The sequence below is a fragment of the Neptunicella plasticusilytica genome (assembly GCF_047922965.1).
Lineage (GTDB): Bacteria > Pseudomonadota > Gammaproteobacteria > Enterobacterales > Alteromonadaceae > Neptunicella > Neptunicella plasticusilytica.
On record NZ_CP150481.1, the window covers coordinates 2208870 to 2226969 of the forward strand.

Here is an 18100-nt window from a genome sequence, read left to right on the forward strand (position 1 = left end):
ATTCAACTACTCATATCTTAATGCTGAAGCCGGTGCGACATTTGCCGCGCGATATGCCGGATATAAGGTGGCAAGGAAGGTTAAAGCCAGCGAGACGCCGACAATAATAAGAATTTGTTGTGATTCCACTACTACAGGTAACTCAGTGCCACCGGGCACCAGAATCAAACCCAACATAGAAGTAATATTATTTAACTGGCTTGCCATTAACAGGCCACCAGTCAAGCCCAGTAAGGTACCTTTAATGCCGTTATATAAACCGTTGGTCAGGAAGATGCGTAATATATCCGCGGCAGTCATTCCCTGCGTACGTAATATGGCGATATCTGCCCTTTTTTCGGTCACCACCATCACCAATGCAGACACAATGTTAAATGCCGCCACAGCAACAATTAACATCAGCATCAGCGCCATCATGTTTTTTTCCATTTTGACTGCATCGAATAACGCGCCTTCACGCGCTCGCCAGCTTTGGGTGGGTACATCAGCGACTGCTTCAATTTGATCGATAACAGTGGCGAAATTAAATGCGTCATCCAGAAACAGACGAGTTTGGGCAATATCTTCACGGTGTTGGCGCAATAATCGTGCTGCATCATCGATATTCAGTAACACTACCTTGTTGTCCAACTCCGAGCCTAAGTCAAACAAGCCGCTGACCACGAATTTACGCTGGCTGGGGATTGGGCCAATAGGACTGTATACCGTAGCGCCAGCCACCATTATCCGTACCTCATCACCAGTTTGCACACCCAATTCACGAGCTAAAGACACACCCAGCACGACTCTGTAGCGTTTTTCCTGCAACTCATCCAGACTGCCCACCAGCATATTAGGTGCTATCGCCGAATACTGCTGCATCGGTTGTGGTGAAACACCTTGCAGCATCACGCCTTGCAACCCACGTTGTCCCTGAATTAAACCTTCGGCCTCGATTTGCAGGCCGGCTCCCAGTACATGAGGAATGGCCAATAATTGCTGGTTGAAAGTTTGCGCTTGTCCGACACTGTCGACCAGAATATGTGGAACAATACCCAAAATGCGTTGTTTAAGCTGACTCTCGAAGCCATTCATCACCGATGAAACGACAATTAAAGCGGTCATGCCTAACGCAATGCCAGCCACAGAGAAAAAATTAATGAACGCAATAAAGTGCGAACTTTTACTGGCACGAGCATAACGCAGGCCGATAAATGCAAAGGTAGGTTGAAACATAATCGGGTAATTTGAGGTCAGTTAGGTTCAGGAATGACACGGGTTGCTTGCCTGTGAACCTTCCTTATGGTTTCCTTATTGGATAAAGATGATACGTGTAAGCCCACGGTCACACAAGCGGAGTAATAATGGACAAGTTAAGTCTGCAGCAAAAACAACAACAGTTTCATGAATTTTTCACTATCAAACATCCTGTAAAAGTGAATATGAAACCCCTGGATGGTGATTTTGTATTACCCGATCAGCAAGATTTAACCGAACATATGCCCTATGAATTCCGGGTGGCCTGTGAAGTATCCAGTATCGAAGCCAACGCCTTGCGTCCTTTGCGTAATTTGGGCGAACAGGCAGTAGACCTGGTGAATTTTCTGAAGATGCAATCACGCAAGATTGATCTGATTATGTCCATCGTTTTACAGCAACAGGATGATGAAACACATCGTTACACAACTCTTGAGTTTGGTGGTGGTGGTATCAAACTGGTGTGTAATTCTCCGCTTGAAATCGAGTCGCAGGCCGAATTGAAACTGTTTTTAACCGAAGAAGCGGCTGCCGTTTTTTGCTATGCCGAAGTTATTGCTTGCCAAGCGGTTGATGAGCAGTACCATATCTCGCTTATTTTTACCCGGATCAGGGAAGAAGATCAGGAGTTACTGGTCAGAGCCAGTTTACATTTACAGACTCAACAACTTAAAAAGCGCCGACATACTTAACACATGACACAAAATATCTATGCTCCCACCCTGCCAAAAGGCAAGGGTGATCACATCTATTGGGGAAATTTGCACGGCAGCAGTGTCGCGATGGCCATTGCCAATGCTGCCCAAAGTCGTTCCAGCTCGGTTTTAATTGTCACTGCAGATACGCCATCGGCGATTAAACTGCAGCAGGAACTGGACTATTTCCTGCGTCCATCGAGTTTGCAGGTGAAAGTGTTTCCGGACTGGGAAACCTTGCCATATGACAATTTCTCTCCCCATCAGGATATTATCTCGCAACGGCTGGAGACCTTATATCGTCTCACTCAGCCAAAACCGGCTGTTTTTATCGTGCCGGTTAATACCCTGTTGCTGCGTCTGGCACCAGTGGACTATCTGGCTCAATATTTATTGTTACTTAATCAGGGAGATGAACTGGATCTGGATGATTTCCGTCACAATATGCAGCGCGCCGGTTACCAGTCGGTTTCACAGGTAATGGAACATGGTGAGTATTCGATCCGGGGCAGTATAATCGACTTGTATCCGATGGGCTCGAAACTGCCCTACCGGATAGATTTGTTTGACAACGAAGTAGACAGTATCCGTCTGTTTGATCCGGAAACTCAGCGTGGCGGCGATACTGTCAATAAAATACGCTTGCTCCCTGCGCACGAATTCCCTACCGACAAAGACGCTATCAATCGCTTTCGCCAGCATTACGTGGATAAATTTGATGCCAGTAATGCCAAGGAATCGGTTTACTACCAGGTCAGCAAAGGCATTATGCCGGCCGGAGTCGAATATTATTTACCGCTGTTTTTTGAGCAAACTGCCACCCTGTTCGATTATTTACATCAGGATACGCTGATTATTAATTTAGGCGATCTCAAACCTTCAATAGAGTTTTACTGGCAGGATTTAACTGAACGTTACGAGCAGCACCGCTACAATCCGTTACGCCCACTTATGCCACCCGCTGATTTATTTTTGCGGCAGGATGAGTTGTTCGGTCAATATAAATTATGGCCGCGGATCAGTTTATCGACCCAACCTGTTGACGAGAAACCGGGCAGAAGTAACTTCAGCACCGCCGTTATCGGCGATATCGCGATTAAACCTGGCCTTAAGGTTCCCACCGCATCGATTCAGCAAGCGATTAAAGACTGGCAGGCCGAGGGTCGATTAATTATGTTCAGCGCTGAATCCCAGGGACGGCGCGAAAGCTTGCTGGAACTGTTGGCTAAAATAGATATCAGGCCGACAGAATTTCAACATCTACAGGCCTTTTTTGACAGCCACGAGAGCCTCGGCATTAGTGTTGGTTGGGCCGATCACAGCTTTTTACTCGAACAATCTGGTAAAAAACTGGCATTTGTTACCGAAACTGAACTACTTGGCCATCGAATCAGCCAACGCCGCTTGCGTGATAAACGCCAGGCCACCGACGAAAGTGCGGTTATCCGCAATTTGGCAGAATTGTCTATCGGTCAACCTGTGGTGCATCTGGATCATGGGGTGGGACGTTATCTGGGATTGCAGACTCTGGATGTCGGCGGTGTAAGTACCGAATATCTGTGTATTGAATACGCTAAACAAGCCAAGCTTTATGTGCCCGTGGCGTCCTTGCATCTTATCAACCGCTATAGTGGCGGGGATAACGAACACGCGCCATTACATCATCTTGGGTCGGACGCCTGGTCCAAGGCAAAAAGCAAAGCGGCTGAAAAAGTTCGTGACGTTGCCGCCCAGTTGCTGGATGTGTATGCCCAACGCGCGGCCAAACCGGGTTACGCGTACCCTATTAACTGGGATGAATACCGTGCTTTCGCCGACAGTTTTGCCTTTGAAGAAACCCCGGACCAACAACAGGCGATAAGTGCTGTTATCAGCGATATGGGACAAGACAGCGCGATGGACAGGCTGGTGTGCGGTGACGTGGGATTCGGCAAAACCGAAGTTGCCATGCGGGCTGCTTTTCTGGCCGCTAACGATGGCAAGCAGGTCGCGATCCTGGTACCCACCACGTTATTAGCCCAGCAACACTATGATAATTTTAAGGATCGTTTTGCCAACTGGCCGTTCCGGATTGAAGTGATGTCGCGCTTCCGTTCCGGCAAGGAGCAAAAAGGCACAATCTCGGCGTTGGATGAAGGCAAAGTCGATATTGTCATCGGCACCCACAAACTGCTGCAGGATGATGTTAAATTCGATAATTTGGGCCTGGTAATTATTGATGAGGAACACCGTTTTGGCGTACGCCAAAAAGACAAGTTCAAGGCGTTGCGCGCAGAAGTGGATATTCTGACTTTAACCGCCACCCCCATTCCGCGGACACTGAATATGGCATTCAGTGGCATGCGCGATTTATCCATTATAGCTACTCCACCAGCCAAACGGCTGGCAATTAAAACCTTTGTGCACCAACGCGAAAAACAGCTAATTCGCGAAGCTATCATGCGTGAAATACTGCGTGGCGGACAAGTCTACTTTCTGCACAACGAAGTCGACAGTATCGAGAAAACCGCCCAGGAATTGGCTGAAATCGTGCCGGAAGCCCGCATTGCTATAGGTCATGGTCAAATGCGCGAAAAAGAACTGGAACGGGTCATGACCGATTTCTATCATCAGCGTTTTAATTTGCTGGTATGTACCACCATTATCGAAACCGGTATCGATGTTCCCTCTGCCAATACGATTATTATGGACAGAGCCGATCATCTGGGTCTGGCGCAAATGCACCAATTGCGTGGCCGTGTGGGCCGCTCTCATCACCAGGCCTACGCTTACTTGCTCACCCCTCATCCAAAACGTATTACCAAGGATGCCAGAAAACGCCTCGATGCGATTGCCTCCGCAGAAGATTTGGGCAGCGGTTTTACCCTGGCCACGCATGATCTGGAAATTCGTGGTGCTGGCGAGCTACTCGGCGATGATCAGTCAGGCCAGATTGCCACTGTCGGCTTCTCGTTATACATGGACATGCTGGAACAGGCTGTCAAAGCCTTGAAAGAAGGCAAAGAACCGTCGCTTGAAGCCGTTATGGCGACTCAAACAGAAATCGATCTCAGGCTACCGACACTGTTACCTGAAGACTATATTGGCGACGTCAACACCCGCTTGTCCCTTTACAAAAAAATTGCCAGCGCGAAAGACAGTAACGAGCTTAATGAAGTCCAGATTGAACTGATTGATCGCTTCGGATTACTGCCTGATGCGGCTAAAAACCTGTTTCAGGTCAGCGAGATGAAAATACTTGCACAACATATCGGCATTAAAAAAGTTGATGCTAATGCTCGGGGTGGCATAATCGAATTTAATGAGCATACCCGAGTTGATCCCGGTTACATCATTAAGCTGATCCAGACTCGTTCCAATCAGTTTAAGCTGGACGGGCCACAAAAACTGCGGCTAAGCTTTGCGGCCGACAACAATCAGCAAAGAATAAAAATAGTCAGCGATATGCTGGAAGGGTTTTCACAAAATATGCAGGCGATAGCATCTTGATAAATAAAATATGGCCGTTTGCCTTATTGGCAAGCAGTTTAGTCAGTGGCGGTGCAATCAGTGAAGAGAAAGACTGGTGGTTTGATGTAGAGGTTATCCTTTTCAGCCGGGATGCCGAGCAAACCGATGAAGTCTTCGATCCCGTGGTCAAACCTATTGATGTACATCGTTCAAGGGATCTACTGGGCACTTTATTGGCACCCGATCTGTCCTATCTGGAGCAGATGTTACCCCAATGCGAAATGGCCGAAAAAATGGTTTTTCCTGCCTGGCTTGATGAGCAGGGACGAGCCGTTGTAAACAGCAAACTACTTGACGACCAAGAGTTTTCTCTGCCCTACTGGTTCTCTGCACCAAACTGGCGCGATATGCAACGCATGGATTGCCTGTATGGGCATGACTGGTTTGCTCCTGTGGCGCGCACTCCTATGCCGGATAATGTTCCGGTACATATAAATGGCATAACTCAACGTTATCCCACAGGACCGCATATTCTAGGGGCAGAACAACTCGAACTGAACTCGGTATATAAACAACTGGTCCGTTTGCGAGGTGTCCAGCCGATGCTGCATCTGGGTTGGCGTCAGCAAGTGGTATTTGGACGAAATAACGCAAAATCGGTTCGTTTATTTGCCGGCCACAACTATTCATCGGAATTTGATTACTGGGGTAACGTCCTCAAACATCAGGGCGGCGATAATTTGAATAGCCCGCTAGACAATGCCGAGCACAATCAGAATGTGGTGGAAAAAATCGAGCTGGCGCTAAATAACGATAGCATGCCAGCCATTATCAAGAAAAAGGAAGAATTTGTTCAACAGGAATTTTCGGGAGAAATTCCACAACAGATATGGCAACTGGACGGATTGTTTAAAGTCTATTTGCAATATATCAACCGGGTTCCCTATTTACATATCGACAGCCACTTTAACTACCGACAGCCTGGCGTGCTGGAGCACGACAGCGAGCCCCGTTCAGGCATCAGAATCAACGCGGCTCCGGAACAGTTTTTATACAGCTATCCTTTTGATCAATTACGTCGGGTGATCAGCCAGGAGCTGCATTATTTTGATCATCCCTACTTCGGTATGATTGTACAAATACGCCGTTATAACATTCCGGAACGCCCACCCGAGCAGGAAACGCAATGAAAATATACACCAAAGGGGGCGATAAAGGCGAAACCCAGATTTATGCCGATAAACCATTGCGTTTGAAAAAGTCGGCTGATGAACTGGAATGTTATGGCACACTTGACGAGCTCAATGCTCATACCGGTATGTTGAGTGCACTATTAGCGGAACATTCACCTGGCCTACTGAACGAAATCCAAACCGCCTTGTTCCAGATTGGTTTTGCTATTTCGGCCACCAGTCAGCTGTCAGATCAGGATCTGGCCAAACTGGAACTGGCTATCGACAATATGCAGGCTTCCTTGCCTGCGCAATCCAGCTTTATCTTACCCGGGGGCAGTGTTGCAGCCAGTCAGGCGCATATTTGCCGCACGGTAGCCAGACGTGCCGAACGTTGTTTGGTCAGGCTAACCGAACAGCACCAGGTGGCAGATTTAAATTTAAGTTATATCAACAGGCTATCCGATTATTTTTACGTATTGGCACGTAAAATTAACCTTGATTGCGGGACCGCTGAGTTAAGGCTCTAGTGAGGCAAGTTTTGCTGTGAGCGCCAGTCACTAAAATAACCGAAAACACCAGCAAGAAGCGCTAATATTCCTAGCAATATCAACGCATTATTACCAATATGTCTAATGTCTTTGCTACCTAGCAAATGAAAAGTACGGGATCCCTGTTGCGCAATACTGATATTGTAGGTATCGCCCCGGTAGGTATTTGACACCATATAGTATTCATCCCGCCGATTAATCATCTCAAGCTCGGTATGAGTTTGCTGTTTAATTAACTCAGCATCCCTGCCCCCATGAGTAAAGGCGTACTCCATTTTTTTGGCAACAAACCTATCCCGCCAGTTGTTAAAAATTTCTTTTGATTCGCCCGGTTTTACCACGCCTGGAGACATATATTGATAGATAATGTTATCAAAAACTAACTGGTTCGCGCCGGCTAAAACGCAAGTTAAGCCAATCACGCAAGCTATCGCGTATCGCTGTAACCATTTGGTTCTATTACCCTGTTGCATTTGTTGCCGATGAAATTGCCAGGCATGCACGGCGGGAATGCTTTTAAGCGCATTCACCCCGACAGGAGAAAGTTTGCTTAAAAAATCATCCAGAGAAATAGCAAAGATACTTAATATTGCTTCAAACATTTCCGCTGATGGTATGGATTTGTCATTCTCCAATTTGGATAAATAGGATTGCTCCATACCAACTTTTTCCGCCAGCTCAGGCTGGGTTAATTCCTGTTGTAATCTAAGCTGTTTTAGCCGTTCGCCAAATTTCATCATTTTATATCCTAAGTAGTTGATTTTTATGGCTAGTCTTAAGTATTACAGCTGGCATAAAAAGATGAATATTAACAAATTTCAATGAATTTACTGGAATTCAAATTAATTAACCGGAGATAAACCCGATTAATTAAATTTCGCGATTAATTGTTGCGCCTGTTGCCATCTTGGTGAAAGCTGTAACTGCCCCATATCCGGGCTAGGGCCCTTTTGCATAGTCTTTAAACGATCACTGGCCTGATAATCGATGGGTAAACCGTCTAACACCTGGATGGCTCCCGCCCGATCATTACATACCAACACCATATCACAGCCCGCTTGCATGGCAGCTTTGGCACGCTGGGCAAAGTTTCCGACACTTGTTGCTCCTTGCATTGACAGATCATCGGAGAAAACCACCCCGTCAAAATCCAGCTTTTTGCGCAATATTTCACGGATCCATTTAGACGAATATCCGGCAGGAAGTTTATCTACGGCTGGATAAACAACATGGGCAGGCATCACAGCATCAAGTAATCCCTGTTGATGAATTTCTGCAAATATGCGCATATCGCTAGTCATAATTTGTTCAGCAGAGCGCTTATCGACAGGTGTGGTGACATGTGAGTCTTCTTTGACATTGCCATGGCCGGGAAAGTGCTTACCACAGGATTTCATTCCGGCCTGATGCATACCGCGAATAAAACGGCTGGCCAGTTCAATAATGATCCCTTCTTTGGGATGAAAACTGCGATCGCCAATAACATCAGAAACACCCCAAATATCCAGTACCGGCGCAAAGCTGATATCAATATCAAATGCCAATATTTCAGCCGCCATTAACCAGCCCAGCATCTCGGCGTTGGGACATGCCAGTTCCATATCAGAACTGGCTTTATTGTAAATTCTGCCCATCGCCGGAATGGGACTGAATCCCTGTTTAAATCGCTGCACCTGCCCGCCTTCCTGGTCAACAGCAATTAAAACCTGATTACGGGAATACTCACGAATTTGACGAACAAGTTCAGTTAACTGCGCCTGATCATGATAATTACGACTGAACAGAATAACGCCGCCTACCAAGGGGTGATCGAGTATTTCCTTTTCATCAGCATTAATTTCGCAAGCTGACACATCCAGCATTAACGGGCCCATCAAAACCTTCATTAAAAGAGAGAGTTAGATAGTTGACTATAAAAGATGAGGTATGAATTGAAAAGTGCATATTGAGGAAGGGTTGTCTAGCCTAATTAAATTGGCAGCTATACAATTATTTTCTCAAAAAACCAAATTTTACTTCAATACCGTCCTAATAAATGATTATAATGTAACCGATTCTCCAGTTACATGCCTTAGGCGCGCATTTTGCGCGCTCTTTTTTGTCTGCAATATAGTCTTTTCTCCGTCAATTCACTATTTTCGACTTGATAAACTCAAATTCAGGATATAAAAAACGCCGCTAAAATATCGCGGCGTTCTGCATACTGTCAGGAAAAATCAGGCAACAGACTGTTTGCTAGTCTGCTCATTTTGCTTTTTTATTCCTTCCAATTCACCGGGCTTAAAACTGTCAACGCTGATTGCTTTAACTCGCAGGGCTTCCGCCCGTTTAAGTTTTTCTGCTTCATGCTCAGAAATCACATCGTTATCCAGAGCGTTAGATACAGTCTGCTGGAAAATGGTTTTACGCGGTATAATCCCTTCCTTTTGCGCCGCCAGGATTTTTTTCTCAATCGCCACAACGTCATGCATGGCGATGAACGCATTTTCCACTACGCCGATAGCGTCGTTTTCGTCTTTGCCGACGTAACATAAGTGGGTTAAACGCTCTCTGGCCACGCCAGGTTGCATTAATGCGTCACTCACCTGCTGGGTTACATCATCTTTAGGCATTTGATAGTTGATACCATAAGGGAAAATAACCCATTTCAATACCCGTGCCACCAAGCGGTTGGTAAAGTTCTGCAAGAATCCGTCAAACGCTACACCTATTTTAAACAGGCAACGCTCAAGTCCGTATTGGACAAAAGGTAAATCAGCCACCTGTCGGCCATCATCTTCGTAACGCTTAAGAATACAGGATGCAATATATAACTGACTTAATACATCACCCAGCCTGGCTGATATCATTTCCTTGCGTTTCAAATCACCACCCAAAATCAGCATGGAGAAATCAGCAGATAAGGCCAAACCTTTCGACATACGCGTCAGCTGTTTGTAATAAGATCCTGTAATACCGGATACAGGCGCGCCATTAAGACGCCCTGCGGTTAAGCCTTGAAACAGTGAACCAAAGAAGTTCTTGGTGGCAAAACCAATATGGTTAATCAATAGCTTGTCAAAATCCTTCAGCGCCTGTTCTTTATCCGGATTTGCCGCTGCTTCCATTTCGGCAATAACATACGGATGGCAACGAGTGGCGCCCTGACCGAAAATCATCAAATTACGGGTCAGGATATTGGCCCCTTCCACAGTAATGGCGACCGGGGTGCCAAAATATTGGTGACCCAGATAATTCATCGCCCCCAGTTGCACTCCTTTACCGGCGTGAATATCCATTGCGTCGTTGAGTAATTCACGTGCCATTTCGGTCATATGGTATTTGGCTATTGCAGTCACCACTGACGGGCTTTCACCCAAATCGATCGCGCCTGCAGTCATAGTACGCATTGCTTCGAGCGTGTAAGTTAAACCACCAATACGCCCCATGGCTTCCTGCACACCTTCAAATTTGCCTATGGACAAGCCAAACTGCTTACGAATAGCTGAATAGGCACCTGTCGTGCGTGCTGACAAATGGGCGGTAGACGTCGCCAGGGCCGGTAATGAAATACCGCGACCGGCAGATAAACACTCAACCAGCATACGCCAGCCCCGTCCCGCATAATCCGGACCGCCAATAATCCATTCCAGCGGAATAAATACATCGCTACCGCTAGTGGTACCGTTCATAAATGCCATGCCCGCAGGGAAATGACGATCACCAATATTGACGCCCTCGTGACTGGTCGGGATCAACGCACAGGTTATGCCTAACTCGGCTTTATCGCCCAGCAACCCGTCCGGATCGTACATTTTAAACGCTAATCCCAATACCGTAGAAACAGGTGCCAAGGTGATATAGCGTTTGTCCCAGTTGAGTTTTAGCCCTAACACTTCTTTGCCTTCATGCATGCCTTTGCACACCACGCCTGTATCAGGGATACCACCGGCATCGGAACCCGCTTCAGGCGCCGTTAGTGCAAAACAGGGAATATCGGTACCATCAGCTAAACGTGGAAGCCAAAAGTCTTTTTGCTGCTGAGTACCATAATGCATCAGCAGTTCACCAGGACCTAAGGAATTTGGCACCATTACGGTAACCGCACAGCTCAATGACCGGCTGGAAATACGCGATACAATAGTCGAGCTGGCAATAGCGGAAAATTCCAGACCACCGTATGATTTGGGAATAATCATCGCGAAGAAACCTTCACTGCGCAGGTAGTCCCACACAGGTTTAGGCAAATCTTTATGTTCATGCACTATTTTGTAGTCGTCCAGCATCGCCAATAAGGTTTCAAGCTGGTTATCAACAAATGCCTGTTCCTCGTCACTTAAGCGCGGTTTGGCGTAACTGTGTAAAGTATTCCAGTCCGGTTTCCCCTTGAACAGCTCCCCTTCCCACCAGATAGAGCCGGATTCCATGGCTTCTCGTTCTGTACTTGACATGGGCGGCAAAATCTTTTTGAAAATATCAAATACCGGTTTGCTAATCAGGTTACGCCTGATTCCGGTGACGCCCAGCACAATGGCAAGAGCCAGTATAACAATCAATAAAATAGTCATATTTACACCTTATTAAACTATGCCCAGAGCAGAGTGATTATTAGAAACAATTGCAGATTTTACCGGCGCGGGCACTGGCGCCACTGTTCCTGCAGAAATATAGGGGATCAAACGTTTGATAATATCCTCTATATTGACAACTTGTTGGTAGTCGGCCAATGCGATTTCACCGAGCGCCTTGCTAGAGGCCATGGTGAATACAAAGGTTCCGATGGCGAAATGCAGACGCCAGAAAATTTCACTTTTGGGGAGATCCGGAGCCGCAATATGTACCGCTTCAACAAAACACTTGAGCACGATCCCATAGTGGTTCTGGATATATTTACGCAAATGTCCCTGGGATTCCGAATAACCACGCCCCAACAGACGCACAAAGATAGCCGTTCCCTGTTTTTGCACCTTATTGAGCAATAATAGCGGCTCAATAAGGCTGGCGAAAACTTGTTCGATATTAGGTTGAGGGTATTCCTGCAATAACCGGTTAAGTTGCTCTTCCAACGCCGGTGCCAGCACATCCAGATAACGACGCAGTACTTCCTGGATCAGCATTTTCTTGGAACCAAAGTGGTAATTTACCGAAGCCAGATTCACTGATGCTTTGGTGGTTATCGCCCGCAAGGATGTATCAGAAAACCCGTGCTCGGCAAACAATACTTCTGCTGCATCCAGAATTTCATTTTTTGTTGTTACACTCATATCAAACAGCCATTTCAAACAGAAGTTTGAATTTATAAGTATTCGTGGATAAATTCAAGCGCGCGTTTGAATTATTTTTCTTAACTTAAAAACTAATCAATACCAACCTTCCCGACAATCTGCGCCAACGCCCTATTTTCAACAGTTACAGGCTTAAATGTAGGCAGGATTTTATTTGCTATACTGCAAAAGCTGTAAACCATAACTAAAAAACAAATAAGGAAAGGGAAATGATAAAACATAGATTAACGCTCGGTATCGTGCTGGTCATGACACTGTTTGCATGTACCCCGGACAAGAAACCGGAAAAACCTAAAACGCCAGACAAAACGGTTGAAGTAGGCGAACCCGGTTCGCTGACTGCCGAAGATGCAAAAGTGTTTCTGGCAGAATCGCAAAAAGAACTGGAAAAAATGCAGTTTCCTGCCGCTCAGGCATCCTGGATATATGCCACTAACATTAATTACGATAGCGCGGCAGTCGAAGCCTATTTAAGTGAAAAATTAGCCAGTCGAGCCGCCCAACTGGCCAAGGAAGCGGCTAAATTTAATCATGTCGAGGTCGACGACGATACTCGACGCAAGCTCGATTTGCTGCGTTACTCACTGACTATGCCTCCACCTGCTGATCCGGATAAATCCGAACGTTTGGCGCAAATTGGTTCTGAGTTAAGCGGTATGTATGGCAAGGGAGAATATTGCCGCAATGAGAACGAGTGCTTCAGTCTAAACGATATGACAGCTTTTATGGCCAAAAGTCGCGATCCGGATTTATTACTGGAATATTGGACAGGTTGGCGAAAAGTTTCTCCACCAATGAAGGCGATGTTTGAAGAACAAATTGAACTGGCCAATGAAGGTGCCCATGAGCTTGGTTTTGCCAACGTCAGTGAGCTATGGCGTAGTAAGTACGATATGCCTGCTGATGAGTTCCCTGCAGCGCTGGACAACGCCTGGAATCAGGTGAAACCCTTCTACGACGCATTGCACTGTCACGTCCGGGCCAAACTGGGCGAATATTATGGTGAAGATGTGGTATTGCAAGATCAGCCCATTCCCGCCCATTTATTGGGAAATATGTGGGCACAAACCTGGGGCAACATTTATGAACTGGTCAAACCCGGCCAGGAAATGGAAGTTCCCGATGTGACCAAGGCACTGGAAGCACAAGGTTATGACGAAATTAAAATGGTTAAACAGGCCGAATCTTTTTTTTCTTCATTAGGGTTTGAGCCTTTACCCGACACTTTCTGGGAACGCTCGCTGTTTACTAAACCTGCTGATCGTGATGTGGTTTGCCATGCTTCGGCTTGGGACCTGGACGATAAAGACGATCTGCGTATCAAAATGTGTATCCAGAAAACCGGCGAAGAGTTCAACGTTATCCATCATGAATTGGGGCACAACTACTATCAACGAGCCTACAAGAACGAACCCATGCTCTATCGAACGTCGGCAAATGACGGTTTTCATGAAGCTATTGGTGACACTATTGCCCTGTCCATTACCCCTAAATATCTAAAACAGATTGGCCTGATCGAACAAATCCCGGATGAATCCAATGATATCGGCATGCTAATGCAGGTTGCGCTGGATAAAATCGCCTTTTTACCTTTTGGCTTAATGGTTGATCAGTGGCGCTGGAAAGTGTTGTCCGGAGAGATTGCTCCGCAAGATTACAATAAAGTCTGGTGGGAGTTACGTGAGAAATATCAGGGAGTTAAAGCCCCGGTTGACCGCCCTGCCGATGCTTTTGACCCGGGCGCCAAATATCATGTACCTGCCAATGTGCCCTATACCCGCTATTTTCTGGCCCATATCCTTCAATTCCAGTTTCATAAAGCCTTATGCGAAATTGCAGGTGATAAAGGTCCGGTTCACCGTTGTTCTATTTATGGCAGCAAAAAGGCTGGCGAAGCACTTAACAACATGCTGAAGATGGGTCAAAGCAAACCCTGGCAGGATGCATTACAAACCCTGACCGGCTCACCTAAAATGGATGCCACCGCAGTGCTGGATTATTTTGCACCGCTGAAAACCTGGCTAGATGAACAAAACAAAGGTCGTACTTGCGGCTGGTAAATAATGATTGACCAGCCTCGGCTGGTTTATACCCATACTACCTCAAATCGCGCGTTTCAAAGTAACATGGGTATATATAAAAAGAGGCGCTAAGCGCCTCTTAAATTAAACTTGTCTTAACTCATTTCCCATATTAGAAACTATAAACACCTCTAACATAGTAGAAACCGCCGTTCATACCCATAGGCGACGTCGTCGGATAAGCTGAACCAGCCCAATCCGCTAGCGGATTATCATCCGGCTCGTTATCCAGCGCATTTTGAGCGCCTACAATCAGACTTAAATTGTCGGTAAAGTTATAGGCCACTTCTACGTCAACAGTGGTTTCAGAACCTGGATAAATTCTGGCATCGACTGTTCCGTCATCCAGATGGTCTTCAAAATAGTCGCCATAATAGTTAATACGTCCCAGTATACGCCAGTCACCATTGGTGTGGTTGGCGGTCAAACTAAAACGGGTATCCGGCAAGTTATCTTCCAGCATCATGACCTTATTGGCACCAATATTACCCACAGTGCCGTCGGCACCCACATCCTGTACCTCGGTATCAGTATAATTGAACGCAAAGGAGAACTTGGTATCGCCACCAAACATTTCCATGCTGTAGTTGGCTACCACATCAACACCCTGGGTAACAGTGTCAAAATCATTAGTGAAATAACGAATGCTGGTAAAGCTGGTCGCGTCACGCTGACCCAGCGCCAGTAATGCTTCAATATCGGCCTGGGTTAAGGTCAAACTGGATGTCTGGCTGATCCGGTCGGTCACTTCAATATTGAAGTAATCGACGGTGACATACAAGCCACTTTCAAACTCGCCCACAATACCTATGCTGTAGTTAACTGATTCTTCAGGCTCAAGCTGGGTGCCGCCCTTTTGCACTGAAATGGGGTGAGTCGGTGGCAAGGTAGCCTGATCCTGCAAGCGTCCTGCGTTAAATGCCGTAGACACGTTACGGACATTGCTTTGCCCTACTGTTGGCGCACGAAAACCGGTACTGATGGCGCCACGCAATGCCAAACTGTCAGTCATCTGGAAGCGGGCAGACAGTTTACCGTTGAAGGTTGAACCAAAATCGGTGAAATCTTCATAGCGGGCTGCTACACCAAGCATAAAGTCATCGCTTAAATAGGCTTCTACATCCACATAAGCAGCCACGTTACTACGGCTCCAGGAGCCGGCATCTTCTGGTTTAAATCCGGGGAAACCGTTGGAGCCAATGCCAAATCCCTGCGATGTTCCTGTGGCCGGATCATAAGCCAACAATCCAACCTCGTAAGAAGCGGGATCACCGGGTTGAATTTCAAAGGTTTCACGCCGCCATTCCAGACCACCGGCGATATTAACTGGCTCGGCAAGGCCATCCACAGCTAGAGGATAGGACAAATCCAGATTCAAGTTTTTCTCAATCTGATTGTATTGGCCCGGACTAAATTCAGTTGGAGTATCCGGCCCCAATGAAGGGTTAACCGTATTGGAAATCGAGAACTCGACCTCACTGCGCGCCAATGAAGCACTGACGTCATATAAAATACCGTTAGAAAACTCACCCTTAGTACCCATCACGATAGATGCATCAAATACCACGCCACCAAATTTAGGGGTAAATCCGCCGGGGAACATTTCATTAAAGGCAAAACAGTTAGGATCACTCTGTAATTGTGCGTACGCCGCCGGATCAGGTGCATTATCGACAATAGCAACGGTTGGGCAACCTACTCCGTCATTAGGCGTCAGATCGCCTACTAGCAAGGTTTCCCCTTCATCATTCGAGTATACACCGCCCCGCGTATGGGGATTACGATAATAAAAACCGCCTTCCACTTCACGTTCGGACCAACTGGCCCACATATAGGCTTCTTTATCCTTACCCAGATCCAGACCGGTATTTAGCAACATTTTGTAATCATATTTAATTTCCGGATTACCCCAAATCTGGGCCGGATTAGGTACATCATTATTTCCGGCAGCCGCGATTGCGGCGGCATCAGGTCGTTGCACGCTGCGGCTAGTCGGATCAGCTTCACGGTATTCAAAACTAAAATTGGCAAAACCATCATCTGAAAGTGGCAAGCCGACATTACCTGAATACTGCATCATGTCGCCGTCACCTTCATAAAACGAACCATATCTGGCTTCAAAACTGCCGCCGTCAGCGTCATCTTTCAAGGCAAAGTTGATCACTCCGGCAATCGCATCCGAACCATATTGGGCTGCGGCACCATCCCGCAGGACTTCAACCTGTTTCAACGCGATAGATGGAATAGTAGAAATATCCGGTCCTTGCGCACCATCGGATAAGCTGCCACCTAAAAAGGTAATCACCGCAGAGCGATTTTTACGCTTACCATTAACCAGAATAAGTGTTTGATCAGAAGCCAGGCCACGCAGGTTAGCCGGGCGTACTAAAGTTGAAGCGTCATTGATTGACTGGTCATTGACATTAAACGAAGGCACCGTTGCGCTCATCATTTTATCGATATCGGTAGCCCCCTGGCTGGCGAATTCTTCACCACCGATAATATCCAGTGGTACAGCAGAATCACCGACCGACCGCGGCGCGGAACGGGTACCGACGATGGCAATTTTTTCTACATCCGCCGCTGCGGGCTCAGATGTTTGTGCAAATACTGCGGGGGCGGCTAACAGGCCAGTACATGCGGATACAGCCAATGCTTTGTGAATGCAGGTAGATAGCGTTTTTATACGGGTATTCATTATTGTTTTCATCCTAGTATTTTATTTTTGTTGTTTAAAATCAATCTTATATATTTGTTATTTAATAACTGATTTTTAATTTAACGCACCTTGATTTGTTTATTTCACTGCCTGATAAACATAAAAAAGAACGCTCTTTATTTATAGGTTTATAATTTAAAGGTTGCAAATGAAAGCCAATATATATCTACCTTTTAATCAAGCCATCAAGCAAACAGCCAATTTCCACATCGCTAATTTTGGGATTAATTAATTGTAATAACTGTTAAATTTAACATTTCACAGAATATAAATTTCTTTGCATTTGATAATTAATAAAATAATTAATTATTCACTTTTATAGAATAAAAATTCCAACATAACAGGTAAGAATCAAGCCCATTGATGTGCTGTCAAAAATATTCACCCGTCTTAAGAAATCTTTAAGTATTGCACTATAGAGTTACTGCCATATCGATGTATGGAGTGCCTATTTTGCGATACTTGCTTATGGTTATATTGATGTGTTTTAGTGATTTGACGATGGCGCAACAGGCGCCGGATTTTCCAGTTAAATCAATCGACAACGTGACCTCTCTTGCCGGCTTGAAGGGCAAAGTTGTGTATCTCGACTTCTGGGCTTCGTGGTGCAAACCCTGTCGCAAGTCTTTTCCCTGGATGAACGATATGCAGCAACAATATGCAGATCAGGGCCTGGTGGTATTGGCGGTCAATCTCGATAATGACAGCCAATTAGCCCAACAGTTTTTGCAACATTTCCCGGTTCAGTTTCCGATTGTATTTGATCCCGAAGGGGATATCGCCAAACGCTATCAATTACTCGGCATGCCGAGCAGTTATCTGATTGATCGAAAAGGTAATATTCGCTTCAACCATCAAGGATTCTTCACCAGCAAACAATCTCGCTACCAAAATGAATTACTGACATTACTTAACCAAACGGAATGATCATG

At 46.1% G+C, this 18100-nt stretch carries 12 protein-coding genes; 6 read left to right on the forward strand and 6 right to left on the reverse strand.

The genetic code is table 11. The features are described 5' to 3' along the window. Window positions 1-6: 6 nt before the first annotated feature. Entirely contained in the window at window positions 7-1215 is a 1209-nt protein-coding gene (locus tag V1467_RS09840) for a lipoprotein-releasing ABC transporter permease subunit (protein ID WP_416308608.1), read from the reverse strand. A 128-nt stretch (window positions 1216-1343) separates the two neighbouring features. On the opposite strand from V1467_RS09840, the gene V1467_RS09845 reads away from it, so the two are divergent. From V1467_RS09845 to V1467_RS09860, 4 genes are read left to right on the forward strand one after another with little or no spacing between them, the layout of a single operon-like run. Next, complete coding sequence (locus V1467_RS09845) at window positions 1344-1928, forward strand: PilZ domain-containing protein (protein WP_416308609.1); 585 nt, start codon at window positions 1344-1346, stop codon at window positions 1926-1928. A gap of 3 nt (window positions 1929-1931) precedes the next feature. After that, window positions 1932-5420: a transcription-repair coupling factor gene (mfd, locus tag V1467_RS09850; protein ID WP_416308610.1), complete on the forward strand. Its 3489-nt coding sequence runs from the start codon at window positions 1932-1934 to the stop codon at window positions 5418-5420. Next, window positions 5417-6571 (forward strand): CsiV family protein, encoded by a 1155-nt coding sequence (locus tag V1467_RS09855; protein WP_416308611.1) that lies wholly within the window; start codon window positions 5417-5419, stop codon window positions 6569-6571. Before mfd ends, V1467_RS09855 begins: the two co-directional genes overlap by 4 nt. Next, window positions 6568-7083, forward strand: a complete 516-nt coding sequence (locus V1467_RS09860; RefSeq protein ID WP_416308612.1) for a cob(I)yrinic acid a,c-diamide adenosyltransferase — start codon at window positions 6568-6570, stop codon at window positions 7081-7083. Before V1467_RS09855 ends, V1467_RS09860 begins: the two co-directional genes overlap by 4 nt. On the opposite strand, the gene V1467_RS09865 is transcribed toward V1467_RS09860, so the two are convergent. The 4 genes from V1467_RS09865 to V1467_RS09880 form a co-directional block, all read right to left on the reverse strand. Beyond that, complete coding sequence (locus tag V1467_RS09865; RefSeq protein ID WP_416308613.1) at window positions 7080-7844, reverse strand: helix-turn-helix domain-containing protein; 765 nt, start codon at window positions 7842-7844, stop codon at window positions 7080-7082. The two genes, V1467_RS09860 and V1467_RS09865, sit on opposite strands and share 4 nt — an antisense overlap. 126 nt (window positions 7845-7970) lie before the next feature. Continuing rightward, window positions 7971-8978 carry a beta-N-acetylhexosaminidase gene (gene nagZ / locus V1467_RS09870; RefSeq protein WP_416308614.1) on the reverse strand — a complete coding sequence of 336 codons (1008 nt, stop codon included), beginning with the start codon at window positions 8976-8978 and terminating at the stop codon, window positions 7971-7973. 342 nt (window positions 8979-9320) lie between these two features. Then, a complete protein-coding gene (locus V1467_RS09875) occupies window positions 9321-11651 on the reverse strand; it encodes an acyl-CoA dehydrogenase (RefSeq protein ID WP_416308615.1) in 2331 nt (776 codons plus the stop codon). A gap of 12 nt (window positions 11652-11663) precedes the next feature. After that, window positions 11664-12347: a TetR/AcrR family transcriptional regulator gene (locus tag V1467_RS09880; protein WP_416308616.1), complete on the reverse strand. Its 684-nt coding sequence runs from the start codon at window positions 12345-12347 to the stop codon at window positions 11664-11666. 230 nt (window positions 12348-12577) lie between these two features. On the opposite strand from V1467_RS09880, the gene V1467_RS09885 reads away from it, so the two are divergent. After that, window positions 12578-14428: a M2 family metallopeptidase gene (locus V1467_RS09885; protein ID WP_416308617.1), complete on the forward strand. Its 1851-nt coding sequence runs from the start codon at window positions 12578-12580 to the stop codon at window positions 14426-14428. Window positions 14429-14561: 133 nt separating this feature from the next. On the opposite strand, the gene V1467_RS09890 is transcribed toward V1467_RS09885, so the two are convergent. Then, window positions 14562-17147, reverse strand: coding sequence for a TonB-dependent receptor plug domain-containing protein (locus V1467_RS09890; protein ID WP_416308618.1), 2586 nt, complete (start codon window positions 17145-17147; stop codon window positions 14562-14564). 501 nt (window positions 17148-17648) lie between these two features. Here V1467_RS09890 and V1467_RS09895 point away from each other — a divergent pair. Further along, window positions 17649-18095, forward strand: a complete 447-nt coding sequence (locus tag V1467_RS09895) for a TlpA disulfide reductase family protein (RefSeq protein WP_416308619.1) — start codon at window positions 17649-17651, stop codon at window positions 18093-18095. The last annotated feature ends 5 nt before the right edge of the window (window positions 18096-18100 follow it).

Excerpts from the sequence above, each read along its gene's own strand:
- V1467_RS09860 (WP_416308612.1), top strand. The coding sequence starts at position 6,568 with ATGAAAATATACACCAAAGGGGGCGATAAAGGCGAAACCCAGATTTAT.
- V1467_RS09885 (WP_416308617.1), top strand. The coding sequence starts at position 12,578 with ATGATAAAACATAGATTAACGCTCGGTATCGTGCTGGTCATGACACTG.
- V1467_RS09840 (WP_416308608.1), bottom strand. The coding sequence starts at position 1,215 with ATGTTTCAACCTACCTTTGCATTTATCGGCCTGCGTTATGCTCGTGCC.
- V1467_RS09845 (WP_416308609.1), top strand. The coding sequence starts at position 1,344 with ATGGACAAGTTAAGTCTGCAGCAAAAACAACAACAGTTTCATGAATTT.
- V1467_RS09880 (WP_416308616.1), bottom strand. The coding sequence starts at position 12,347 with ATGAGTGTAACAACAAAAAATGAAATTCTGGATGCAGCAGAAGTATTG.
- nagZ (WP_416308614.1), bottom strand. The coding sequence starts at position 8,978 with ATGGGCCCGTTAATGCTGGATGTGTCAGCTTGCGAAATTAATGCTGAT.
- V1467_RS09865 (WP_416308613.1), bottom strand. The coding sequence starts at position 7,844 with ATGATGAAATTTGGCGAACGGCTAAAACAGCTTAGATTACAACAGGAA.
- mfd (WP_416308610.1), top strand. The coding sequence starts at position 1,932 with ATGACACAAAATATCTATGCTCCCACCCTGCCAAAAGGCAAGGGTGAT.
- V1467_RS09875 (WP_416308615.1), bottom strand. The coding sequence starts at position 11,651 with ATGACTATTTTATTGATTGTTATACTGGCTCTTGCCATTGTGCTGGGC.
- V1467_RS09890 (WP_416308618.1), bottom strand. The coding sequence starts at position 17,147 with ATGAATACCCGTATAAAAACGCTATCTACCTGCATTCACAAAGCATTG.
- V1467_RS09895 (WP_416308619.1), top strand. The coding sequence starts at position 17,649 with ATGTGTTTTAGTGATTTGACGATGGCGCAACAGGCGCCGGATTTTCCA.